24 protein-coding genes are annotated in these 23,176 nt (G+C 32.5%); 3 read left to right on the forward strand and 21 right to left on the reverse strand.

What is annotated here, in order from left to right:
- Positions 1–3 precede the first annotated feature (3 nt).
- From ACZZZA_RS06200 to ACZZZA_RS06235, 8 genes are all read right to left on the reverse strand, one after another.
- Positions 4–1,599, reverse strand: a complete 1,596-nt coding sequence (locus ACZZZA_RS06200) for a SulP family inorganic anion transporter (RefSeq protein ID WP_463430316.1) — start codon at positions 1,597–1,599, stop codon at positions 4–6.
- A gap of 132 nt (positions 1,600–1,731) precedes the next feature.
- The gene (locus ACZZZA_RS06205) at positions 1,732–2,034 is read right to left on the reverse strand and encodes a hypothetical protein (RefSeq protein ID WP_463430317.1); all 303 of its coding nucleotides are present in this window, start codon (positions 2,032–2,034) and stop codon (positions 1,732–1,734) included.
- A gap of 23 nt (positions 2,035–2,057) precedes the next feature.
- Positions 2,058–2,726 carry a carbonic anhydrase gene (locus ACZZZA_RS06210; RefSeq protein ID WP_463430318.1) on the reverse strand — a complete coding sequence of 223 codons (669 nt, stop codon included), beginning with the start codon at positions 2,724–2,726 and terminating at the stop codon, positions 2,058–2,060.
- Positions 2,727–2,879: 153 nt separating this feature from the next.
- On the reverse strand, positions 2,880–3,437 hold the full coding sequence (locus ACZZZA_RS06215) for a serine acetyltransferase (RefSeq protein ID WP_463430319.1): 558 nt from the start codon (positions 3,435–3,437) through the stop codon (positions 2,880–2,882).
- Between the two features lie 50 nt (positions 3,438–3,487).
- Positions 3,488–4,639: a glycosyltransferase gene (locus ACZZZA_RS06220; RefSeq protein ID WP_463430320.1), complete on the reverse strand. Its 1,152-nt coding sequence runs from the start codon at positions 4,637–4,639 to the stop codon at positions 3,488–3,490.
- Entirely contained in the window at positions 4,640–5,203 is a 564-nt protein-coding gene (locus tag ACZZZA_RS06225) for an acyltransferase (protein ID WP_463430321.1), read from the reverse strand.
- 25 nt (positions 5,204–5,228) lie between these two features.
- Positions 5,229–6,386 (reverse strand): glycosyltransferase, encoded by a 1,158-nt coding sequence (locus tag ACZZZA_RS06230; protein WP_463430322.1) that lies wholly within the window; start codon positions 6,384–6,386, stop codon positions 5,229–5,231.
- Positions 6,387–6,423: 37 nt separating this feature from the next.
- On the reverse strand, positions 6,424–7,266 hold the full coding sequence (locus ACZZZA_RS06235; RefSeq protein ID WP_463430323.1) for a glycosyltransferase family 2 protein: 843 nt from the start codon (positions 7,264–7,266) through the stop codon (positions 6,424–6,426).
- 103 nt (positions 7,267–7,369) lie between these two features.
- Between ACZZZA_RS06235 and ACZZZA_RS06240 the strand changes: the two genes are divergently transcribed.
- The 3 genes from ACZZZA_RS06240 (at position 7,370) to ACZZZA_RS06250 (ending at position 10,679) form a co-directional block, all read left to right on the forward strand.
- Positions 7,370–8,140 carry a class I SAM-dependent methyltransferase gene (locus ACZZZA_RS06240; protein WP_463430324.1) on the forward strand — a complete coding sequence of 257 codons (771 nt, stop codon included), beginning with the start codon at positions 7,370–7,372 and terminating at the stop codon, positions 8,138–8,140.
- Between the two features lie 192 nt (positions 8,141–8,332).
- Positions 8,333–9,766 (forward strand): MBOAT family O-acyltransferase, encoded by a 1,434-nt coding sequence (locus tag ACZZZA_RS06245; RefSeq protein ID WP_463430325.1) that lies wholly within the window; start codon positions 8,333–8,335, stop codon positions 9,764–9,766.
- A gap of 1 nt (position 9,767) precedes the next feature.
- Complete coding sequence (locus tag ACZZZA_RS06250) at positions 9,768–10,679, forward strand: hypothetical protein (RefSeq protein WP_463430326.1); 912 nt, start codon at positions 9,768–9,770, stop codon at positions 10,677–10,679.
- 5 nt (positions 10,680–10,684) lie between these two features.
- Here ACZZZA_RS06250 and ACZZZA_RS06255 read toward each other — a convergent pair whose 3' ends face one another.
- The 13 genes from ACZZZA_RS06255 to ACZZZA_RS06315 are packed head-to-tail and all read right to left on the reverse strand — an operon-like array spanning position 10,685 to position 23,160.
- A complete protein-coding gene (locus tag ACZZZA_RS06255) occupies positions 10,685–11,626 on the reverse strand; it encodes a glycosyltransferase family 2 protein (protein ID WP_463430327.1) in 942 nt (313 codons plus the stop codon).
- A complete protein-coding gene (locus ACZZZA_RS06260; protein WP_463430328.1) occupies positions 11,626–12,420 on the reverse strand; it encodes an FkbM family methyltransferase in 795 nt (264 codons plus the stop codon). Before ACZZZA_RS06260 ends, ACZZZA_RS06255 begins: the two co-directional genes overlap by 1 nt.
- 11 nt (positions 12,421–12,431) lie before the next feature.
- Positions 12,432–13,508 carry a hypothetical protein gene (locus ACZZZA_RS06265; RefSeq protein WP_463430329.1) on the reverse strand — a complete coding sequence of 359 codons (1,077 nt, stop codon included), beginning with the start codon at positions 13,506–13,508 and terminating at the stop codon, positions 12,432–12,434.
- Positions 13,498–14,451, reverse strand: coding sequence for a glycosyltransferase family 2 protein (locus ACZZZA_RS06270; RefSeq protein WP_463430330.1), 954 nt, complete (start codon positions 14,449–14,451; stop codon positions 13,498–13,500). The genes ACZZZA_RS06265 and ACZZZA_RS06270 overlap by 11 nt, the downstream gene beginning before the upstream one ends.
- A complete protein-coding gene (locus ACZZZA_RS06275; RefSeq protein WP_463430331.1) occupies positions 14,448–15,353 on the reverse strand; it encodes a GT-D fold domain-containing glycosyltransferase in 906 nt (301 codons plus the stop codon). The genes ACZZZA_RS06270 and ACZZZA_RS06275 overlap by 4 nt, the downstream gene beginning before the upstream one ends.
- 2 nt (positions 15,354–15,355) lie before the next feature.
- Positions 15,356–17,140, reverse strand: a complete 1,785-nt coding sequence (asnB, locus tag ACZZZA_RS06280; RefSeq protein WP_463430332.1) for an asparagine synthase (glutamine-hydrolyzing) — start codon at positions 17,138–17,140, stop codon at positions 15,356–15,358.
- Positions 17,141–17,155: 15 nt separating this feature from the next.
- A complete protein-coding gene (locus ACZZZA_RS06285; RefSeq protein ID WP_463430333.1) occupies positions 17,156–17,917 on the reverse strand; it encodes a class I SAM-dependent methyltransferase in 762 nt (253 codons plus the stop codon).
- Positions 17,918–17,947: 30 nt separating this feature from the next.
- Complete coding sequence (locus tag ACZZZA_RS06290; protein ID WP_463430334.1) at positions 17,948–18,874, reverse strand: glycosyltransferase family 2 protein; 927 nt, start codon at positions 18,872–18,874, stop codon at positions 17,948–17,950.
- 17 nt (positions 18,875–18,891) lie between these two features.
- Entirely contained in the window at positions 18,892–19,560 is a 669-nt protein-coding gene (locus ACZZZA_RS06295) for an NAD-dependent epimerase/dehydratase family protein (protein ID WP_463430335.1), read from the reverse strand.
- Positions 19,557–20,426 carry a glycosyltransferase gene (locus ACZZZA_RS06300; RefSeq protein ID WP_463430336.1) on the reverse strand — a complete coding sequence of 290 codons (870 nt, stop codon included), beginning with the start codon at positions 20,424–20,426 and terminating at the stop codon, positions 19,557–19,559. Before ACZZZA_RS06300 ends, ACZZZA_RS06295 begins: the two co-directional genes overlap by 4 nt.
- A gap of 1 nt (position 20,427) precedes the next feature.
- Positions 20,428–21,249 carry a glycosyltransferase family 2 protein gene (locus ACZZZA_RS06305; RefSeq protein WP_463430337.1) on the reverse strand — a complete coding sequence of 274 codons (822 nt, stop codon included), beginning with the start codon at positions 21,247–21,249 and terminating at the stop codon, positions 20,428–20,430.
- Between the two features lie 5 nt (positions 21,250–21,254).
- Positions 21,255–22,151, reverse strand: coding sequence for a glycosyltransferase family 2 protein (locus tag ACZZZA_RS06310; protein WP_463430338.1), 897 nt, complete (start codon positions 22,149–22,151; stop codon positions 21,255–21,257).
- Between the two features lie 28 nt (positions 22,152–22,179).
- Positions 22,180–23,160, reverse strand: coding sequence for a hypothetical protein (locus ACZZZA_RS06315; RefSeq protein ID WP_463430339.1), 981 nt, complete (start codon positions 23,158–23,160; stop codon positions 22,180–22,182).
- Positions 23,161–23,176 lie beyond the last annotated feature (16 nt).

Consider the following 23,176-nt stretch of genomic DNA (forward strand, 5'->3'; position numbering starts at 1 on the left):
AATTTACATTGCTCTTTTGTGAGTAATGACGATATGTGAGTCTTCATCAGTTTCGTAATCTTTGTACGAAGTTTTGAAGCCTAAAAGTTCTACGTTAATATCTTCTTCTTTTGCACGAATATTTGCAAAATCCTGAATCATTTCCAATACATCAGTCGCAATATAAGAAGTTCCTGTGGCATCAATAATTAATGTAGAATTGGGTTTGATATTTTTCAATGTCTTTTTAATGGCTGCTTTGTTTAAGAAAGAAACTTCCTCTGCTAATTTCATAGTGATCCCGTCTGCATCGTCTAATTTTTCTCTGCTCAAATAATAGGCACGCTTCATATTCCCCTGAAGTATATAGAAAACCGAGATGGCAAGACCAATTCCTACTCCTTTTAGCAAATCTGTTGCAACAATTGCCACCACAGTCGCTACGAAAGGAATAAACTGGAATTTACCAAGATGCCAGAAATGTTTGAATGTTGCAGGTTTTGCCAATTTATATCCTACCAAAATTAATACCGCAGCCAATGTTGCCAAAGGAATTAGATTTAGTAAAAACGGAATTGTAAGTACACAAACCAGTAGTAAGACACCATGAATCATTGTTGAAACTTTTGAAGTTGCACCGGCATTGGCATTAGCAGAACTTCTTACTACTACAGAGGTCATAGGAAGTCCGCCAATTAATGAGCTTACTAAGTTACCGATTCCTTGTGCCTTTAGCTCGAGATTCGTATCTGTAATTCTTCTTTGAACATCTAATCGATCCGATGCTTCTATGCAAAGAAGTGTTTCAACGGATGCAACAACAGCTATAGTTGCGCCGGCGATCCAGACTTTGTAATTTGTAAGACCGCTAAAATCAGGTGTTGTAATCAAATTTTTAAAATCTTCTATAGTTTTGGGTACAGGCAAAGGAACTAAATGTTCGGGACCAATAGCTAATGTACTTTCAGAAATTTTGAATATTTCATTTAATAAAATTCCTGCAACAACAGCAACCAAAGCTCCCGGAAGCATCTTCAGTCTTTTTAGGAAAGGGATTTTGTCCCAAGCCAAAAGAATTCCGACAGAAACCAAAGTAACAATAATTGCACCTGGATGTACAGCACCAAATAACTCGTTGAAGTATCCAAAATTTAATCCTTTATCAAAAATAGATTCATGACCTTCATAATCTTTATCAAATCCCAAAGCGTGTGGAATTTGTTTTAATATGATGATGATACCAATTCCGGCAAGCATTCCTTCAATCACATTATTAGGAAAGTAGTTGGAAATACTTCCGGCTCTTACAAATCCTAAAATAAGTTGAATCGTGCCGGCAATAAGCCCTGCACAAAGAAAAAGCTCAAATGCACCCAGGTCAGAAATAGCAGTCAAAACAATTGCTGTTAATCCTGCTGCAGGTCCTGAAACCGATATATTTGAATTACTGATGGCACCGATTACCAAACCGCCGATGATTCCGGAGATAATTCCGGATAAGGGTGGTGCTCCGGATGCTATGGCGATTCCTAAACAGAGGGGAAGAGCTACTAAAAATACGACGAGACCCGAAGGGAAGTTCTCCTGAATTCCTCCAAAGAAAGATTTTGATTTTTTCATGACAATTGAAAAATACGTTATTGCGTTGTGTAAAATAAATGATTGACTAAAACCAATCAGATAAGACTGGAATTAATACAAAATAGAAGTGTCCAGAATCAAAAATGATCTGAATAGATAAACGTAGTATAACTAAGCTTCCGGAGGAGGAGAAAATATACGCATTAAAGGTGAAAGATGAAAAGAATCATCGATGAGTGTGAAAGATTTTCCTTCAAGATCGGGTTCAAAAAACTTAAGATAATCATAGACATCTAATGTTTTTGGAAGTGTTTTTTCGTAAACTGAAAAGAGAGATGAGTAGTGAGAGTGGGTTTCTTCTTCGTTGACGATTACATTGGTCGTCATGATATCCCAATCAGCAATAGCAGCAATGCTGGGCAAAGCTGTAAAGTTGAGGACAATCATTAATGTAATAACACTCCAGAATTTCATTTACTCTTTATTTTTTTGAAAGATTATTTTGTCTTTCTGCTCATTACCCAGTCTGAGCTGGTAAGATTATATATTTTTTGTATGTCTTTTAAGATTTTTTCAAAGTCAATCTCCAGATCAATAATTTTTCCGGTTCTCAGGTCAAAAACCCAACCATGCACCACAGGAAATTCATCAATGATATATCTTTCCTGCACGCAAGCCATTTTTATAACGTTGATGCATTGCTCCTGAACATTCAGTTCTACAAGTCTGTCATAACGTTTTCCTTCATCATTGATAGAATCCAGCTCTGCTTGGTGTAATCTGTAGACATCACGGATGTTTCTCAGCCAAGGATTTAATAGTCCTAAATCCTGAGGCGTCATGGCTGCTTTTACACCACCACAATTATAGTGTCCACAGACAATAATGTGTTTTACTTTTAAATGTTCTACAGCATATTGAATTACAGCGGTAGAACTCATATCTAAAGTATTGACAACATTAGCGATATTTCTTGTTACAAAAACTTCGCCCGGTTCTGTACCCATCAATTCTTCTGCTGTCACTCTGCTGTCTGAACAGCCGATGTATAAATAGTCAGGATTTTGAGTTTTGGCTAAATCTTCAAAGAACATTGGGTTTTTTGCGATTTTAGACTCTACCCATTTTCTGTTGTTTTCAAAAATAACTTTGTACGACTGTGACATAAATAAGATTAAAATAGATGATTATTTATTCCGTTTAAATTATTTCCAAATTCAATAGACTAAATCAATAACAGTACAAAAATATAAATTTTGATGTAGTTACAATCTTTTTTAACAGAATTTAATATAGATAAAATATAAAAAAATCAATATTTATACCCTGTTGTTGATATATCCTTCAGTTGCATTGGCAGTAGGATATATTTTCGCTTTGTTTCCTGCAACAATAGAATTATCGGGCACATCTGTGTTCACATAAGAATTCGGAGCAATTAAAACATTATTTCCAATTTTTACACTGCCTACAATTACAGCATTAGGACCGATCCAGACGTCATCACCAATGATTGGGAAGCCTTCATTTTTTCCCCGGTTTTGTTGGCCGATCGTTACACCTTGTGCGATGTTACAGTTTCTGCCGATTACTGCTTTGGGATTTACGACCAAACTTCCCCAATGACCCAGGTACAAACCTTCTCCTATCTGTGTTTCAGGATAAATCTGAAAACCATATTTTATCTGAAAATGCCTTAAAACAATCTTCCAGTATAATCCTAAGAGAGGAGTTTTATTAAATTTCTGAGTTTTTCTTAAAATATAAATAAAATGAAGATTCGGGTTGATGCATTTCAGCAAAATCTGAATGGGCGAAAGCCATTCTCCGCTTTCTCTGTAAAAATCTTTCTGTATGATTGAATATGTTTTGGGCATGCGGCAAATTTACGGATTCTCTTTTATTTTTTATCAGGATTAAATTTTAATTATAATTCATCTAAAACCGAAACTATTCTTGCAACAGAATGATCAAGATTGAAAGGCATGGAGTAATTTTGAAGTTTTTCGGTGAATACGGAGAAATATTGGGGTTCAGTCAAAGCTTTTTTCATCCCTAGATAGATTCCTTCTTCAGAATTTTCTACAATAAGACCCAACTCACCATTATTTAGCATTTCGTTCACACCGGAAACTTCTGTTGCGATTATTTTCTTTTTCAATGTAATTGCTTCAAACAGTACAGTAGGAAAACCTTCATATCTCGAACTCAAAATATAAAAATCTGAATTCTTAAAATATGGATAAGGATTGTCTGTGAAGCCAAGCATTGTAGCCGTTTTATCAACTCCCAATTCTGTTTTTAATTGTTTGATATTTTCAAAATCATAACCATCACCTACAATTAATATTTTATGTAAAAATCCTTCATCAAGTAATTTTTTGTGAACTTTCAGGAGCCTGTCAAAACCTTTCTGAGGAAAAACGGTTCCAACAGAAATAAACGTAGGAATCTCATCATCAAACTCATAATTAATAACCGGCTGTTCGGCTTTGGTTACAATTTCTTTGGTATCTAAAGGATTATAAATTTTTACAATTTTCTGCTTTTCGGCTTCATTTCTGGCTAAATCGTGAAATAATTGTTCAATTTTCTTTGAAATCACCATGATAGAATCAAACCCGAAAAACTTACGGATCTCCTCATCAGTATATTCTTTTACCTGTGAAAGATCATTATGAATCCAGACAATTTTTTTTGAAGTATGATGTGTAGAGTGAAGGATTTCGTCTCTCATCCCATGGATAGCCGCAAACTCAATATCGTACTTCTTATCTTTTAATATAAGGGTATACAAGAGATCCGGAAATTCTTTCAGCACCTTTTGGAAAATTACTCTTGCAGCTTTTTCCGGGATATCCTGCAGTCGGTTGGTTGTAATCATTTCACCTTTATTCAGATAGATAATGTTGATCCACTTGGGTACTTCGCTCAGATATTTGCCAGAATATAGATTTAATAATAAATCGATTTCGTATTTGTCTTCCGGAAGATTTTTGAGAAAGGTTACCAAAACTTTTTCAGCACCGCCGTGACGCAGAGAGCCTATACGAATGAGAATTTTTTTCTTTTCAATCATTTATTTTTTTATGTGTTTATAATTATGAGGGAGATTTTCTTTGATGTATACATCTAATTTAGAACGAAATGGCTCCAGTTCTCTTGGGTACATCACATTATTTGCAAGTGCTTTGTCACCATATTCTTCAATCGTGCAGATGAATTTTGCAGGAACTCCTGCATATACAGAGTTATCCGGCATGGATGAATTCAGAACAGAACCTGCTCCCAAAATACAGTTGTCGCCCATTTGAGAACCGGGAAGAAATATACAGTTATTGCCAACAAAACAATTGTTACCAAGCTTGATTCTCCCAAAATTTCTGGCATCTGCATATTTTTCCATATTTCTGATAACATACATTGCACCGTCATGATTGATGAACGTACAACCTGCAGTAATCTTTGTGCGATCACCAATTTCAATCAGATATGGTTCAGAGCCGAAGGCCGGAGCTTTAATAAAAACGGCATTTTTACCTACTTTCATGCCTCGAGCTTTACATATTTCTATGTACGCAGTATCATGTATACTTTGCCAGATTGCATGAATTTTGAGTATGATTCTGTAAAATAAATTCATCAAATATTGTTTTAACTGCAGGGGATTATTTTTCAACTAATTTAGTGATGATATTTTCAACTGCATCAAAAATTTTTTGATTATCAAACTGTTTTTCAATATCAGTCAGATTTTCTTTAATATTGGAGACAAATTCTGGCTCGGTGATAAATTTCTTCATGGCTTCATACATCTCACTGATTTCATAATTGATGAGGTAACCCGTCTTTTTATGACTTATCATTTCAGGAATTCCGCCTACATTTGTAGAAATTATAGGCTTCTGAAGGATAAGAGAATCTGCAATAATCAATGGCCATCCTTCAGATTCAGAAGGCAGAATAAAAAAATCTGCGTTTTTCACATAGGGATAAGGATTTAACAATGATCCTAAAAATTCAAAACTTTTGGTTACACCTAAATGTTCCGCCTGTTTTTTTAAATTTTCCATTTCATCACCATCTCCTATCACGATAATATGATGATCAAAGCCATCTTTTAATAATCCTGCATGTGCATCCATCAACTTGTGAAAACCTTTTCTGCTGTGAAGCCTTGCCACAGAAACAAATACCGGTTTGTTGGGGAATTTTGGTTTAAAAGCTTCAGCTTTATGTTTCAACTCATCCATCGGAATGGCATTTAAGATGACCTGATTTTCCGGAATGTTTAAATTAGGATAGGTTTCGATTAAAATATCTTTAGTCTGTTGAGATCCAAAAATAAAATAATCAAACTGAGGAATCTGTTTTAAAATTGAGGGAACTGCGGGTTGCAGTTTTGGAAAGGTAATATCTGAATGAAACCAGCCGATTTTTTTTGAATTTTTATTCGGTGAATTTAAAACTGATGAAAAGGCCGCATAAGTGGGTGCAATTTCAACGTCAAAATTTTCATTGAGTAATTTTTCGGCTATTTTCGGGTCTTTTTCAGCTTTCAGAAGCTTTATTTTTCTTTTTGCAAGTTGTAATTTTTGAATAATTGAATTTGTAGAAAAATCTTCTTTTCCGTCAGTTATAAAAACTTTTCTTACATGCTCAGGAAACTCATTGCGAAGCTCACCCTGATTGATATTTAAACAAACCGTCATCTCAAATTTTTCTTTATCAAGATGATTGAGCATGCTTAAAATTACTTTTTCAACACCACCCATTTCCATAGAGCGGTGTCTGAAAAGAACTTTTGTTTTAGTGTTTTTCATCATTTTAGTGTTTTTTAAATTATTTTTTATTGGTTTTTCATCATATATTAAATAATTGCTGACCCAAAATTTTCAACTTCTTTTTTATCCTAAAGGAAACAGAATTTTGATATTCAAGTAAATCATAAATCTGTTTTGAGTCTTTGAAGTTATCGGGAACTGATTTGCCATTAATCATTTTTAAATTTCTTCGCTTCATTGCATTAAAAATTACCTGAGCAAAATATTCTCTTGATTTTGGTTTGTTATCATTTTGTGAGATACCACCAGAATGAGTTCTGTACAGATAATTGGCTTCGTCAATAAATTTTACTTTTCCTTTTTCATACATTTTTAAATATAAATCCTGATCCTCAGCAATTTTCATTTCAGAGTTTATTTTTAAGGTCTGCTCATAAAGATCTTTCCTAAAGCAAACAAAATGTACGATATGAACCGGACAGTTGAAAAAATAGAGGTCATTATTCGGAACCTGCATAGAATTTTTAGGAATTTCCAAATGAATTAGATTTTCGTCACACTTCACATATTTAGAATAGGTGAGTCCCACGTCTTTTCTGGTTGAGAAAATTTTAATGCTTGAGCTCAATGCATTGGGTGTAATCGCATCATCAGGATCTACAAAACCGCAGATTTTTCCGTTTGCCAGTTCTATTAACTTACTTTTGGTAATACCTACCCCGCTGTTATGCTCATTTCTGAAAATTTTAAAACGGTTGTCATGATCAACCAATTTTTTAATGATTTCTAATGAATTGTCTGTAGATGCATCATCCAAAATAATAGCCTCCCAATTATTATAGTTTTGGGCAATAATAGAATCGTAGCAGTTTTTGAAAAACTTTCCGTTATTGTAATTGGCAATGAGTATAGAAAACTTCATCAGATGAAGAGGGATTTGTGTTAATAAATTTTCACAAAGATAATTATTCTTATAAATCATTAATAAGATAAAATCTTTATTTTTGTAAATTAATTGAAATGCTTTGGGCGAAATAAAAAGAGTTCTTAAAACCTTTATAGGTTATATTAAAAGACCAGACCTCTATCCTGAACTGGGAAGGAAAATTTTAAAGAACACCATCAACAGAAATAATGCCTTCAAAGGTAAAGAAAAAACCCATTCCTGGGCTGAGTCTAAAGCTGTTTCACAGGAGGATGCTATTTCTGCGATTTTTAAAATTGACAGTTCTCCATTTAGAAAAAATTTTAGTGAAGTCTTAGAACAAGCATCACAGAAAGAAAAAAATTGTCCCATAAAAATGGGTGGTCCCGGAGCTCTTGAGCTCATTTATTACGCTTGTGAATTTACCAATGCGAAGAATGCAGTGGAAACCGGTGTTGCTTATGGCTGGTCTTCTCTTTTTTCTTTGTTGTCTCTTGAAAAAAGAAACGGAACCTTGTACAGCTCAGATATGCCATATCTGGGACAAAATGGAGATCAATATGTGGGTTTTGTAGTTCCTGAAAATCTTAAAAAGTTCTGGAAATTATTTCGTTTTGCTGATAAGGAAGCTTTGCCTAAAATCTTCAGCGAAAATAAGGTTTTTGATGTAGTACATTATGATTCTGATAAAAGTTATAACGGTCGGGTCTGGGCTTACAACGAATTGTACAGACATTTGAGAAAGGGTGGTGTGTTTATCAGTGACGATATTGGTGACAATTCTGCCTATCAGGATTTTTGTGAGAAAAACAACATTCAAACCACAGTTGTTGAATTTGAAGGCAAGTTTGTGGGTGTTTTTGTCAAGTAAATTATTTTAAATATCAAATTTACCTTTAATAGAACTTCAATAAAGAATAGGATATTAAATTAAGATTTATCTTATTTGTTATTCTTAAATTAAAATAAAAATCCATAAAAATTACTTTAATTACGAATTTTATGAAACATTTATATACAGTTTTTTCATCTATAATTATTTAGAAATTATAAAAAAAACTGTATGCTATTCAATTCCTTCGGATTTTTAATATTTCTGCCAGTCGTTTTTTTTCTTTATTGGTTTCTCTTTAATAAAAAGTATCAATATCAAAATCGTCTCTTGCTTTTTGCAAGCTTTTATTTCTATGCCTGCTGGGATTGGAGATTTTTATTTTTATTAATATTTTCAATAACATTAGATTATTTTTCAGGAATTCAAATTGAGAAAAGCAAAACAGACAAAGAAGCTAAGTTTTGGTTGATCATAAGTATCGGAATTAATCTTGGTTTTTTGGGTGTTTTTAAATATTATAATTTTTTCGTCGAAAGTTTTTCCGAGTTAATTAATAGTTTTGGGTTGAATGTGAATATTTGGCTTATTAATATTTTTCTTCCTGTAGGAATTTCTTTTTATACATTTCATGGGCTATCTTACGTGATTGATGTTTATAAAAAAAGAATAAAAGCAGAAAAGAACTTTACAGATTATGCTGTTTTCGTAAGCTATTTTCCTTTGCTGGTTGCAGGCCCAATTGAGAGGGCAACCCATCTTTTGCCGCAAATTCAAAAGAAAAGAATTTTCAATTATCAACAAGCTGTTGATGGGATGAGACAAATCTTGTGGGGGCTGTTTAAAAAAATGGTGATAGCAGATAATTGTGCGCCTCTTGTAAATGAGATATTTAATAATTATCAAACGGAAAGTCCCTCTAATCTGGTATTGGGTGCTGTTCTTTTTGCTTTTCAGATTTATGGTGATTTCTCGGGATATTCAGATATTGCTCTGGGAGTATCCAGATTGTTTGGGATAGAACTGTTAAAGAATTTTGCGTTTCCTTATTTTTCAAGAGATATAGCTGAATTTTGGAGAAGGTGGCATATTTCTCTTTCATCATGGTTCAGAGATTATTTATACATTCCAATGGGAGGAAGCAATGGTGGAATTTGGATGAAAATAAGAAATACTTTTGCTATTTTTTTAGTTTCAGGATTTTGGCACGGAGCCAACTGGACATTTATTATCTGGGGATTCTTAAATGCTTTATACTTTTTACCTTTATTGGTTGCCAAAAAAAACAGGAAGAATATGGAAGTGGTTTCTCAGGGCAAATTTTTTCCATCATTAAAAGAAATATTTCAGATTTTATTTACATTTTCAATCGTCTGTTTTGCCTGGATTTTCTTTAGATCATCATCGTTATCACAGGCAGTTGTATATATTCGCAATATATTTGACGTGGAAGTCTTTTCATTTCCCCATCATTTTCCTTTCAAAGTCTTTTGCTTAATTGTTTTTATGCTGATTATCGAATGGATCAACAGGGAAAGATTTCACGGCCTTGAAGTGAGCAGATTTAATCCCTGGATCAGACGCATTATATATATACTGATTATATATATCATTTTACGATATGCCGTTTTTGGAAACAATGAATTTATTTATTTTCAGTTTTAGTATGAAAAAGTTTCTTTTAAAAATATTACCTTACTGTATAGCGATATTATTGTTATTTGGCTTGTTGGGTATTTTTGCTGATGGTAATACAGATGATAATTATATGCATTTTTCTGTTGAAAAACCTCAAAATATTATTTTAGGAGATTCGAGAGGTGCACAAGCGGTAATACCCGGTATTTTGAATAAAAAACTCAATAAAAAGTTTGATAATTTCTCGTTCAATGTTGTAGAATCACCTTACGGACAGATTTATCTTAAAGCTTTAAAAAGAAAAATGGATCCCAATACTCAAAATGGAACATTTATCTTAACAGTTGACCCCTGGAATTTATCTATGGATAGAAATGTAAAAAATACTGCAGAATATCCTGAAGAAAATTCTCCACTTAATAATATGTATTTTTATGATCTGTCGCCCAATTACGAATATCTAATAAAAAATTACACAAGAAGCTGGTTTAAGCTCTATACAGAAAGAAAAGAAGCTGGAAAATCAAATACTTTTCTACATAATGATGGCTGGTTGGAGGTTACCGTAAACATGAATAGAGATTCGGTAAACAGAAGGACAGAAGAAAAAATATCTTTTTATAAAAGCCTTTCGAAAAAACAGAAATTGTCATCTGATCGTCTACAAGCATTTGGACAGATTATAAAGTATTTAAAACAAAAAGGTAAGGTCTATATAGTCCGTGTACCTGCTTCTCTTGAAATTATGAACATTGAGAATGAAAAATATCCTCAATTTAACCAGACAATCAAAAACTTAGCACAAAATGATGATGTAAGGTTTTTTGATTTTTCTAAAAATTTCAATAATTATAAATATACAGACGGAAACCATATGTACAAAGAATCTGGTAAAATTTTCACAGCTCAAATTTCAGATTCTATTCTGATGAAAAAATAATTTATTCAGAATAAATCTTTCCTAAAATTAATATTGTACAGTCCGGATTTGATGCTTGGGAAATCTTTCACAAGATACTTCAAAATCATACCCCATTTTTTTATTGCAGGTGCATTTGCAATTTCCCAGCTGCGGTGCACTCTTTTGATATGAATTTTAATCTCTTCAGGTAACGTGTTTTCATTTTCTGCCCAGTGATTTACTTCTCTCCAAAGTAAAACTCTTGTGGAAGAAGGTTTTATCTTTTTTGTGTCAACCTGTGTAATTCGGTTATTCTCGTGAACACCTCTCATCGCCACAGCTTCATCTAAAATTCCTGAATAAAAATTTAAATAAAAAGAGCTTCTGAAAAGTAATTCTGTATCTTGATGTAGTCTTAAATGAGTTTTAAACAAAGGTTTCACTTTTTGTATTAAAGATTCTCTTCGTAGAGTTAAAGCATCAATGCTGAAAAGCCCAAAACTTCCTTTCATATTAAGCTGACCAGGAAATACATCTTTTGGATTGTGTCTTTTATAGACAGTTGTCAGGCGGTCGCCAAATACCTTATAATACTGTTCTTTTGCCCTTTCCGAATAATAGTGAACACCAATTGCTCCATAAACGCCCTCCACATCAGGGTTTTTGAAAAGCTCTCTTTCGGCGTCAAATCGATTAGGAAGATAATAATCGTCAGCATCTAAAAATGCAATAAAATCTCCTGTAGACTTCTCAATAGCTAAGTTTCTGCTGGCTCCGGCACCATGGTTTTTTTTGTCAGGATGTTGATAAAGTTTTACACGATCATATTTTTCAGTTAATTTTTGACAAACTTCCAAAGCATTGTCGGGAGACTGATCTTCCACCAAAATTACTTCAAAGACCTCTTCAAACTGAAGTGCAGATTCCACAGCCTGAACAATATAGTTTTCTGCGTTGTAAACGGGAATGATGACAGATATTTTCATTAGGTTTTAAGATTTACATTTTTATTTACAGCTAAGTAGTTTGTCGTCAAGTAAATTTCAAATGCCTCATGATAAGTTACCTTGCGAATTCCGTCTTGTAGAATTCTGTAGATATCATAATTAGAAAGAAGTGAAAAGAAGTCTTTCAAGGTGTTTCCTGCATACAGACTTGCCAAGCCAAATTCAAATTGTATTAAGGAAATCTTGTTGTTTTCTAATGATCTTAAAGCGCCTTTGAAAGCTTCCAACTCGTGTCCCTCTACATCAATTTTCAGAAAATCAACATTTGAAATGTTGTTTTCCTCAATGAAGGTGTCTATTGTCTTTAAGTTTATAATTTCTGTTTTATCAAGCTTCTTGTGATGTCGTGCATACTCGCTATTTTCAATTGATGCCCATACAGATCCGTCGTAATCATAATTAATCTCCGCTGTTCCAGCTTTGCTGCTGAAGCCTATTTGATAAGGTATAAAGTTGAGGTGGTTTATTTTTTTTAGTTCCGCAATACAAAATGAAGTAGGCTCAAAAGCATGAATTGTAAAATCTGATTGTATATTTTGAATCAGTGATTTACTATATCCTCCAATGTTGGCTCCTACATCAAAGATTGTAATTTTTTGATTAGCGAAAATTTTATTGATTAAGGCGAAAACATATTTTTCTCCACTTTTTTCATAATCTGAACCGTTTCCATAGTTCATTCCTTTTAGTGCTGTGTAAAAAAGTTTTTCAAAAAAAGTTTGGTAAGCAATTTTGCCATATAATTTTGAGGTGATTTTTTGTGTAATTCCCATGATAAGAAATGTTATTTTTTAAATTTTACGCTGCGATGTTCAGCCTGCAGATATATGAGTGTTTTGCTTTTAATGTTTTCGTTAAGATGATTTACAACGCTTTCCGGCGTGAGAAAATTCTGATAATATTCTAAAACATTTTTTCTCATATTAGAAATTTCTGTTTCTGAAAAAGCAAAAAGCTGTTCTGAAAGAATTTTATCAAGATCGGGTAAATCTTTAAAAATAATAGCATTCACTTGATGTTGCAAATTGGGATACATTACTTCTGCATATTCTTTTTCTATGAGAGGGATCGTTCCTACAGACATCGCTTCAATTACATTATGACATAATGGCATTACAACTCCCGGACAGCAGAGATAAAAATTGAAATAAGATAAAAGTTCTCTAATGTCATCCATTGCTATAGGACAGTTTTCTTTAATGGCAAAGATAAATTTTCCATTTAGTTGGTCGGTATTTTCAGAAATAATTTCCTCTTTATTATGAATAGACATAAATTGTTTTTTTTGCTGGAAAAAATCTAACAATTCTGTTCTAGGAATCACATTAAATTCCGTTCTTTTAATATCTAAATAGGCTTTAGAATCAAAATTTCCATAGCAGTAAATAGAATTTATACGTTGCTTCTCTGTGTTTACTTTGTTATCCCAGATATTTTGATGATACATAAAAGGATGAAAACTCATAGGTACATGAAAGCAATTGTTCTCCTGATTTTCTTTTTTAAAATAATTTAGAAAATAGTCAGGACTGAACATTTTATCATTGATTTCGATAATATCTTGTGTAAAGTTATTTTTATTTATTGATAAGAAATTTTTTTCTCTCAAAATCAAACCCAGATAAAGATTTTTATTTCTTAAGTTTCTGAACTTCGAGAAACTCATAGGATAATAAATATTATAACCGGATATCTGATAAAATTTTAAGACCAAATAAAAAAATCTGTGGTATAACTGAGGGTTTTCAACGTTCACCAATAAAGACTTTTGATTCTTCTTCGGATGATATAATTTTAGTTTTGCAAAAGCCAGAGAATCTTTCACAAGGACAATAATCTGATTTATTTTTTTACGAATCATGGTTTTTATTTAAGGCGTGAAAACGATATCTTGTTCTGATAAACTCAGGATTTATTAAACAGGTTGTAAAAAAATTAACCCATTTTTTCAGACCTTTTTGATTGGCTATTTTAAAGCTTAAATAATCCAGTCTTATCTTTTTAGAATAGATAGGATTTAGTTTTAATGCTTTACTCCATTCGTAAAGAGAGGTTTGTAATAAGAGATTATTATGATAAAATTTACCTGAATAAGCTTTTATTTTGGTAATTCTATTATCATCATGTACACCTCTTACTGCAATCGCTTTTTCTATAATTCCTGATTTCAAATAACAGTGATACGATAATTTAATAATAAAATCAGAATCCTGATGAACACGCAGATCTTTGTTAAATTGGAGATTGTTTTTTTCAATCGAAGATTTTTTTACCGTTAAAGTATTCAGGTGAAAAAAAGAACCGAAAACTTGAGTTGTCAATCCCATTAAACCCTTAAAAACGTCTTCACCTGCCGCCGGAAAATTCACAGTGGTCAATGTTGTATTTTTAAATTTATTTTGAAATTCTTCTTTACCTTTTTCCGATAGATATTCTACACCAATTGCTCCGAATACACCTTCAATTTTAGGATCATTAAAAATTGTTTTTTCAGCATCAAAACGATTGGGAAGATAATAATCATCCGCATCTAAAAAGGCAATGTATTCTGATTCGGCTTTTTCAAGACCCAGATTTCTTGTTGCTCCTGCACCATGATTTTCTTTGTCAGAATGTTGATACAGCTTTATTTTTGAATTATCATTCACCAATTCCTGACAAATGATTAATGAATTATCGGTGGATTTATCTTCTACTAATACTATTTCTTTTACTTCATTAAACTGCAAAGCAGAAGCAACCGCTTTTCTAAGAAATAAAGAAGCATTATATACGGGGATAATGACTGAAATATTTAGGCTCATTCGGTAATTTCTAAAATAATACTATTGGTATAAGTCTCCAGAAATTCATCAGGAATGTGGAAGGCTTCCTGTTTTTCTGCTTCATTAACGTGCCTTCCTGCAATGGCAATTTTTTCGGTTGCACCTTGCAAAAACCACATATATTCAATATCAATATGTCCGATGTCTACGGCCCAGTAATTTAATTTTGCCAAATCGTAAGCAAGAATTGTTGCTGTAGGACCTAATGCAATGAGAATTATTTTTTCCTGACCGTGCATTTTTGCCGATTCAAATATTGCATCATAACATCTGAATGCATTCTTTTCGGGAGACAGAATTCTCTGAACTGATTTTGCGTTGGCAAACAGATCATTGCCTACACCAAGTCTGGAGAATCTTCCTTCAATAAGCAGGAGATCTTTATTTCGCCAGATGTTTTTTAAAGAATTTACAATACCCTGGTTTCTTTTTACAGATTTGTTCTCATAACCAAGATAAAATCTTGTCATGAATGAGTTACCATAAATTGTGTCTTTATTCAAAAAAGGGACTATTCTTTTACCGTAGTTGTTAATGAATTTTTTCCACCAGTATTTTGTCAAAATATCAAGTTTTGAAACCGAAGCAAGTGGTTCAGGAAGACAAACAATATGATTTTCCAGCTCAGAATTCAGAACTTCTTTAAGTTTCTTTCTTATTGTTTCATTGTTTTCCTGGAATTCTAAAGCAAATTCGGGGAACAGCAGCCTGAATTCTCCATCACCAAAACGGCTCAATGAAATTTTTTCCTGTATTATTTTATCTATAGTTTTGCCAATGCTCATGATTTTATATTTCGGAAAATCTGAGCGTAACTTTCTGGTCTGCCAAAGCCATTGCAGATAGTAAAATTGTGAAGAGAGTTTTTTCCTGATGCTCATCATTATATTTTTTCAGCCCACAATGCCAATTGCAAAAGATTCCAGTGTTTTTGTCCTTTGTCTAAAAACTTTTGAGAAGCTTTAAAATCAATATAATTAAAAACCGCATGATTCTTATTTTTCAAAAGGTCGTCAGAAAGATTCATTAAATTATCTTCCTCAAACCAGTTTTCAATACTTAATCCAAAGCCTTGTTTATGGCGGTTTCTGATCGTTTCTGTCCAGTAAGAATTCATCGATTCTCTAAGGATTATTTTTTCCTGAGCAGAGTTGATCTTAAGCTGATCAGGTAGCTGAATGCAAAATTCGGCAAAGTCTACATCCAAAAACGGTGTTCTTACTTCCAGAGAATTTGCCATTGCCATCCTATCTGATTTTACCAGCATATTCCCGGGAACAAATTTTTCCAGATCGGTACGCATAATATCGTTTAACGAGTTTTCGTCTGCGGTAAAACTGTAAGGCTGAGAGTAGTTTTCATTAATGCCGAGCTGCTTTCTTTCATTTTCATCAAAGAAATTCCGCACATCATTTTGATGAAAATCTAATATCGAACTGTACTGAATATTTTTCTGTGAAATATATGAGGTCTGCTTCAGATTCTGATACAATTTTAATCCAAATTGAGCTACGATATTCTGATAACTGAAATGTTTTTTCAGCTCATTTTCAACCTTATAAAAACTATAGCCACCAAATAGCTCATCTCCCACATCGCCAGAAAGTACTACAGTGAGATTTTTTCTTGCAGCCTTGCAGATTTCAAAGTGCGGAAGACAAGAACGGTCAGCAAAAGGTTCATCTAAGAAGGGATTAACCTTCAAAATTCCTGAAACAAGATCTTCTTTCTTTTCATGTATTTCTACGTGTTTCGTTTCATATTTTTCTGCAATTTCACGGGCATATTTAAGTTCGCTTTTTTCGTGGTCATATCCAAAACTGATGGTAGTCTGATGAGGCAAAAATTCGTTTACCAGTGCCACTATTGATGAAGAATCTAAACCTCCACTAAGAAAGCTTCCCACTTCCACATCGGCAATAAGTTGTTTTTGCACAGCGTTTTTTAAAAGAAAAATAAATTCTTCCTTAGCATTTGATAAACTGATCTGGCGGTCGCTTTTCGGAAGGCTGTAATATCTTAAAATTTCGATTTCACCCTTTTTCCAAATCAACTGATGAGCAGGAGGTAGGGTGTAGATATTAGAATATATACTTTGGTAAGTGCTTACATAGCCATATTGCAGATAATGTGAAAGTGCTTCCTGGCTAACTTTTGGCTCAATTAGCCCGCTTGCTATTATAGCTTTTATTTCTGAAGCAAAAATGAATTCTTTATTTTTCCCGATTGCATAATAAAAAGGCTTTTCTCCAAATCGGTCTCTCGCACAGAATAACTGCTGTTTTACATCATCCCAAATCGCAAATGCGAACATTCCGGGAAGATCATGAATCATCTTTTCCTGCTTGCGCTGATACATTGCAAGAATAACTTCAGTGTCAGAACTTCCTTGATATGGGTAATCCGAATAATTATTTTTCAGGGTTTGATAGCCATATATCTCACCATTCAGAACAATACATTCGTTTTTTGTATTGGAAAACATAGGCTGTTTTCCGTTTTCAGAAAGATCAATGATCGAGAGTCTGCGATGTCCCAATGTTGCATTCTCATAAAACTCATGATGGGCAGAATCTGGACCGCGATGCGCAATAGCATCGGTCATTTTTAGGATTTCCTGTTGATAATTTCTAGAGTTTGGAGCAATAATTCCGGCGATTCCACACATAAGTTGATTGTATTATTATGGAAGTAGTTTTTCACAAAAGAAAATATCTTCGTCAGGATTTACTCCAAACTTTTGATATTTCTCTGAAATATTTATCCGATTTACTTTAAAGCCTGCACTTTCTAATCTGTCAACATAATCCTGACCGTATATTCTTACATGATCAAACTGCCCGAATAATTCTTTTCTTTTATTCTGATCAGTAATGGTGAAATCTTCGGATGTATGTTGGCTGTTTTTAGAAATGGGAACCTGCAAAATGGCTTTCCCGCCAACCTTCAATACTCTGTGGAGCTCTTTCATTGCTTTTGTGTCCTCAGGAATGTGCTCCAAAACATGATTGCAAATGGCATAATCAAAATGCTGATCTTCAAAGGGAATATCCATAACGTTCATATTCTGAACATATTCCGGATAATCGTAACCTTTTGTAAATAAATCACCACAAATATATTCTTTAAAATTCTGTGCGAGAATTATTTTTGAAAGTTTAGGTTCGGGTGCTATATGGAGTATGCTGATGTTTCTATTGTCAGGAAGTTTCAATTCATCAATAAGAAACGCATATAACAGCCTTTCTCGGTCTCTGGATTCGCATTTATAACAACCCGCAGCTCTTCTTCCTCCGCCAACGACCTGCTTTTCTTTTAGAACGGGAAGATCGTGACCCACTATTTCTAAATCTTTAGCATCATAACCACAAAATGGGCAATGATAGTTGTTTCCGGAATGAGATTGAAGTTTTATCTTGTTTTTAATTCTTTTTATTAATGACATATTAAGTTTAATTTGAGGGTTTTTTACGAGCTAAATTTTTACATTCAAAAATGTCAATCCAGCTTTCTTCACTTTGTGAGCAATTTCTATCAGTGTTTTTTCTTCTTTCAGAATCTTTTTATATTTCAGCTGCAGTTTTTTGTACATCACCCTGTTTCCTGTAAACATATTTTTTACCATACTTTGGCGAAGTGATTTTTTCTCCAGCTGTAATGCATTGGGCAGATTTGGGTTAATGATATTTGTTTCAATCCCTAAATCTTCATATTTATTGTAATCTACTTTACTTAAAATCTGTTTGCCATCATGTACAACCTTACTGTTCGGCGTTAATAATATTTTTTTTCCATGAAATTTTACACGATTAGCGTATTCTACATCTTCACCATAATGAAAAAAATAAGGATTAAAACCACCCACCGTTTCAATAGTAGATTTTGGAATAAACCAATGAGCCGCATTGATAAAGCTGATTTCGTAAAAAGGTTTTATATTTTGCAAATAAAGATCAGAAATGAATCTTGTTTTTTCAAAATTGCTGGCAATGTACTTGTCAAGGAATATATCCAGGTACTTTTCTGAACCATCCAGATGCATCGGACTGATGATTCCAATCTCATCATTTTTAGGATGATCGTGATAAACTTTCAATAAATTTTCAAGGCTGTCAGGATAAAGCCATGCGTCTTGGTTCATCAGATAAAAAAAATCTGCACCTTCTTTGTAGGCTTTCTCAATACCAATGTTATTCGCTCTTCCGAATCCTAAGTTTTCTTCAGACTGAATAAATTCTACCTCGGGAAATTCATTTTTTATATATTCCTGTGTGCCGTCTATCGATCCGTTGTCAACTACAATAATTTTCACAGGAACAGAAGAATTTCTGAGACTTGTAAAGCATTTTTCAGCCCATTTCATGGCATTGTAAGTGACGATAATGATATAAATTTCGGGCATTCGTGTCAATTTGTATTTTAAATATATTTTTGTACTAATTTTTTTAAGTAATCATCAGAGCTGATTTCAGAAAAAAAGCAGGTAAATTGATCATCAAAATCGATCTTATAAAAATCTCCTTCAATAATTTCTTTATAATCAGCAGTTTTTTTTATTTTCACTTCAATCATGTTTACAATTTCTTTTAAATCATAATAGTAAGGAAATGCACAATTGATGGTTTGGTTTTCTATATGATTGCTGTTTAATTGTAAAAATTTTGAGATGTCATCAATATCAATCAGTAATCGCCTTGCTTTACTATGAAGTGCAAATTGACTCCGGTTAATTATCTGTGTTTTCAGAAAATTAAAGAGGGTATTGGGATTTCCTCCTTTTCCCACGACATTTCCTACTCTTAATATTAAATAATTTTTACAATTGTGTTTAATAAAATTTTCTATTCGAAGTTTATGAAGCACATAAAGGCTGTTTTGCTTGGACTGATCATTAATACTTAATGTAGAAAAGTAAACCAGTTTTTTTTCAGAATGATCGAATATACTTTTTTGTAAAAGAGAAAATTCTCTGTCAAATTCAGAAGTTCTTATTTCCAGAGAATTAGAAACGCCGGATGCAAAGAATAAAATATTCTCTGTATCAATCGGTTTGAGGGCATTGGCAATAAGTCCGTTTCCTATAATCATCTGTGTTTTTTATTAATATCCCTATAATACCTAATCAAATGATAATATTTTTTCGCCAAAAATAGGTGATGTGCAAATTTAATATGTTTTAAAGGATAAAATTTAAGTGTTAATAAAATATTTTTTATATTGATAGGGTAAAATTTGAAATAAAGGTATAAAAAACTGTTGAAAACGTTTTTTTCTGTTTCAGAATCGACTGCCTGACGAAAATTAATATTCAGTTTTTTCTTGATTTTAATATTGGCATCAAGCCAGATTTTGTCTTGATTACCCATTGAGAAATGTTGGATGAGAATATCATCAATTACAAAATTTTGAAACTTCTCTGCAACTCTCAAACTGAAATCTAAATCATATCCATGGAAACATTTAAGCAACTCTTCGTTAAATTTAAATTGGGTGTAAATTTCTTTTTTCACAGACATAAAAACACCATCCACAACGTATACTTTAGTGATATGTTCTTTGGTTGTATGAATATGGATTGCTTCTGATTTTTCTTTATCACCTTGAAGGATATTGATAAAATTGTACTTTTCTGAAACTGTCCAGCTGCTGGGAGCAACGGGCACATACGAAGCTCCTGCCAATCCAATAATTCCAATGTTGGGTTTATTAAGATGAGCTATTAGTTTTCTGCCCCAGTCATTTGTATGAAAAATAACGTCTTCATGAATAAACAAAAGATTCTCGTAAATTGATTTTTCTGCTCCTAAATTGTAAGCTTCTGTAATTCCCATCAAGTTAGGATTCCACATTTGAATAATTTCATACAGAAAATTATTACCAATCGTCTCACTGATATTTCTAATGAGCTGATCATAATAAGTTTGTTGATATGATGAAATTATTATCGAAAGCATTCTATGAGAGTTTGGTAATTAATTTAAATAAAAATTTGGTGATCTTATTTTTATTAACCATTTCATTATAAAATTTAAGATTTATACTAAGTCTTTTTTGTTGCTGATAATATTCTATAGCGTTTTGATTATCAGGAAGATATTTTTCTAATTGTTTTTTATAGATATAATTTAAAGAAAAATCTTTTTTTGCTTTATTCTTATTAATCTCAACATCCATAGATTCTTCTTTTCTTCGATAAAAGAAACCTAAATAATCAAGACAATGAACTTTCTTTTTTTCATCTAAAATAGATAACCAAAAATCCCAGTCTTCTTTGCCATGAATTAAATTCACATCATATCCGGAAGTTTTTTCCCAATCACTTTTATTGAAAAATGCTGAACAGAAAATGAGGTTTTCTATCAATAATTGAGAATAATTATATTCAGGTAATTTCCAAGGTTGGTTAATTTGATTAAAAAACTCTGCTTTACAATATATAACAGTATAACCGTCGGCAAATTTTTTTTCTGCTAGTTCCAGATACTGATGTCCAATTTTATCATCAGCATCTAATGGTAAAATCCATCTGCCTTTAGCCATTTCAATTCCTGCATTTCTTGCAGAAGATAAACCTCCGTTTTTTTTAAATACATAAGTAAAACGACTGTCTTTTTCTGTCCAATGTTTAACGACTTCTTCCGTATTGTCAGGAGAGCCATCATTCACAACGATACATTCCCAGTCTTGGTAAGTTTGATCAAGCACAGACTTCAAACATTCATCAAGATATTGTGACTGTTTGTAGCATGGGACAATTATGGAAATTAGTGGCTTCACTTTTTTTACAATATTTTATTAAAAAATCGATATAGTATAACAGGTATTTTATTATTTAATGAAAAAGAAAGTCTTTTGATAGAATAGGGATAGCTTTTGTATAGCAAGTGATACTCAATAGGTAATTTTTGATGATTAAAATAACTTTTACTTGTAAAATTATTAATTTTTTGCCTGCTATCGCCATCTTTATCAAACATCATCTGAACCATTATTGTTTCATACTCAATTCTTTGCGCTTTTGTTTTGGATAAGTTTCCCTCATGTAATCTGTAATAAGCCAGCTTTTCAGGAATATATGCGATGTAAAACAATGAATTGATTTTTAGCCATCTGTAATAATCTTCAATCAATAAATCATCTCTATATTCTCCTGTTTTTTGTAAAACTTCTTTTTTCATTAAAACTGTTAACGCAGCAATCCTGTTAGATTTTATCAGTTCTTTTTTAAAAATTTCGGGTGAGGTACCTCCCAGTTTATTATAATCTGCAATGTCTGCTATTACTTTCGAACGGTCATCAATGGCATAAGTATCTGTAAATACCATTCCATAGTTCTCATTCAATGTTTCTAATTTTTCAACGCATTTTTCTATTGATTTGGGATGCAAAAAATCATCAGCTGCAATTATTTTAATATATTTTCCATCTGCAAGTGCTACACATTCGTTGAGCATGGTTGCTAATCCTGTATTGGTCTGATGGATATTTTTCAGTGCAGGAAAATTGTTTTCATGCAACCATTTTTCTAAAATATCTACAGAATTATCCGAAGAAGCATCATCACCTACGATAAGCTGGATGTTATTGTACGTCTGGTTTTTTATGCTGTCCAGATTTTCCTTAATATATTTCGAATGATTATACGAAACAACAATGATCGTTACTAATGGCTTTTCCATCTTAATAAATAAGTCTTATAATTATTTATTATTCCTGCTGCTCTTTTGAGCCTTCCACACCGTATAAATTCTGTATTTTTTTGCCATGTTCATCTAAGGAATAAATAATTTCTTTGGTATCTCCTTTTGTTATGGCGACTTCAAAAGGAACAATATTTACAACATCAATATGATCGGGTAATCCGAGATGAAGTGTATAACCATCAATAAATTTTTCGTTTAAAAAATCCACACTAATATTGATCGTAGGATTGAACGTCTCTACTGAAACCCTGTTTAATGTGGTTCCCACTAATTTAGTTTTGATAGGGCCTAATCCTTTTCTGAAAAGATTATGAGCCAGTGCAAATCGAAAAACATTCTCTTCCAGTGTAATGGGGTTATGATAAGGTACTTTTTCTAAAATCTTCAATAAATATTGAGTATTATAAATTGTACCATCTACAGAAAATGGGTAAGACCAATGCGTAATGTTTTTATCTTCATAATAATCCCATTCGTAATAGCCGTTTTTTTGCTGTACATAATCAGGAAAACCCTCTATATTATCACCAACGTACATTCTGTAAGACACTGTGTCGGGATTGCTTTTAAAAATAGAAAGAATTTCATCACTCAAAAATATATCATCATAGAAAACACCATCATCAGTATTAAACATCACTAATTCATGTTTCGACTTTCTTAACAATTTTTGAAGCAAACCTTTGAAATTATCTCCTTTCTTATTATATAAATTTTTTTCCAGAAAAAAATTATAATTCTTTTTGCTATTAAAAGTCTTAAAAAAAGCAGGGTCAAACCATACTTCTTTCCTTTCTGCAAAGCTGATGTTGGGGTAGTCTTTATATTTGTAAATTAGTTTTTCATATCCTAAATCATGCCTTCCTGTTGTATGATATAAAATGACAGTTTCGTAACTATCTATTTTAATTCTTTTTAAAATAGTAGTCAAAAGATAATCTAACTGCATTGCGCGATTATACGAAAAGATAATGTTTAAAAGCATGATTAAATTTTTAGAT

The organism is Chryseobacterium sp. AC405b (assembly GCF_979258685.1).

Coding starts and splice junctions, on each gene's coding strand:
- ACZZZA_RS06295 (WP_463430335.1), bottom strand. CDS start 19,560: ATGATTATAGGAAACGGACTTATTGCCAATGCCCTCAAACCGATTGAT.
- ACZZZA_RS06285 (WP_463430333.1), bottom strand. CDS start 17,917: ATGTCATTAATAAAAAGAATTAAAAACAAGATAAAACTTCAATCTCAT.
- ACZZZA_RS06245 (WP_463430325.1), top strand. CDS start 8,333: ATGCTATTCAATTCCTTCGGATTTTTAATATTTCTGCCAGTCGTTTTT.
- ACZZZA_RS06215 (WP_463430319.1), bottom strand. CDS start 3,437: ATGCCCAAAACATATTCAATCATACAGAAAGATTTTTACAGAGAAAGC.
- ACZZZA_RS06250 (WP_463430326.1), top strand. CDS start 9,768: ATGAAAAAGTTTCTTTTAAAAATATTACCTTACTGTATAGCGATATTA.
- ACZZZA_RS06315 (WP_463430339.1), bottom strand. CDS start 23,160: ATGCTTTTAAACATTATCTTTTCGTATAATCGCGCAATGCAGTTAGAT.
- asnB (WP_463430332.1), bottom strand. CDS start 17,140: ATGTGTGGAATCGCCGGAATTATTGCTCCAAACTCTAGAAATTATCAA.
- ACZZZA_RS06255 (WP_463430327.1), bottom strand. CDS start 11,626: ATGAAAATATCTGTCATCATTCCCGTTTACAACGCAGAAAACTATATT.
- ACZZZA_RS06275 (WP_463430331.1), bottom strand. CDS start 15,353: ATGAGCATCAGGAAAAAACTCTCTTCACAATTTTACTATCTGCAATGG.
- ACZZZA_RS06230 (WP_463430322.1), bottom strand. CDS start 6,386: ATGATGAAAAACACTAAAACAAAAGTTCTTTTCAGACACCGCTCTATG.
- ACZZZA_RS06260 (WP_463430328.1), bottom strand. CDS start 12,420: ATGGGAATTACACAAAAAATCACCTCAAAATTATATGGCAAAATTGCT.
- ACZZZA_RS06205 (WP_463430317.1), bottom strand. CDS start 2,034: ATGAAATTCTGGAGTGTTATTACATTAATGATTGTCCTCAACTTTACA.
- ACZZZA_RS06210 (WP_463430318.1), bottom strand. CDS start 2,726: ATGTCACAGTCGTACAAAGTTATTTTTGAAAACAACAGAAAATGGGTA.
- ACZZZA_RS06300 (WP_463430336.1), bottom strand. CDS start 20,426: ATGCTTTCGATAATAATTTCATCATATCAACAAACTTATTATGATCAG.
- ACZZZA_RS06270 (WP_463430330.1), bottom strand. CDS start 14,451: ATGAGCCTAAATATTTCAGTCATTATCCCCGTATATAATGCTTCTTTA.
- ACZZZA_RS06290 (WP_463430334.1), bottom strand. CDS start 18,874: ATGCCCGAAATTTATATCATTATCGTCACTTACAATGCCATGAAATGG.
- ACZZZA_RS06235 (WP_463430323.1), bottom strand. CDS start 7,266: ATGAAGTTTTCTATACTCATTGCCAATTACAATAACGGAAAGTTTTTC.
- ACZZZA_RS06310 (WP_463430338.1), bottom strand. CDS start 22,151: ATGGAAAAGCCATTAGTAACGATCATTGTTGTTTCGTATAATCATTCG.
- ACZZZA_RS06200 (WP_463430316.1), bottom strand. CDS start 1,599: ATGAAAAAATCAAAATCTTTCTTTGGAGGAATTCAGGAGAACTTCCCT.
- ACZZZA_RS06220 (WP_463430320.1), bottom strand. CDS start 4,639: ATGATTGAAAAGAAAAAAATTCTCATTCGTATAGGCTCTCTGCGTCAC.
- ACZZZA_RS06265 (WP_463430329.1), bottom strand. CDS start 13,508: ATGATTCGTAAAAAAATAAATCAGATTATTGTCCTTGTGAAAGATTCT.
- ACZZZA_RS06225 (WP_463430321.1), bottom strand. CDS start 5,203: ATGAATTTATTTTACAGAATCATACTCAAAATTCATGCAATCTGGCAA.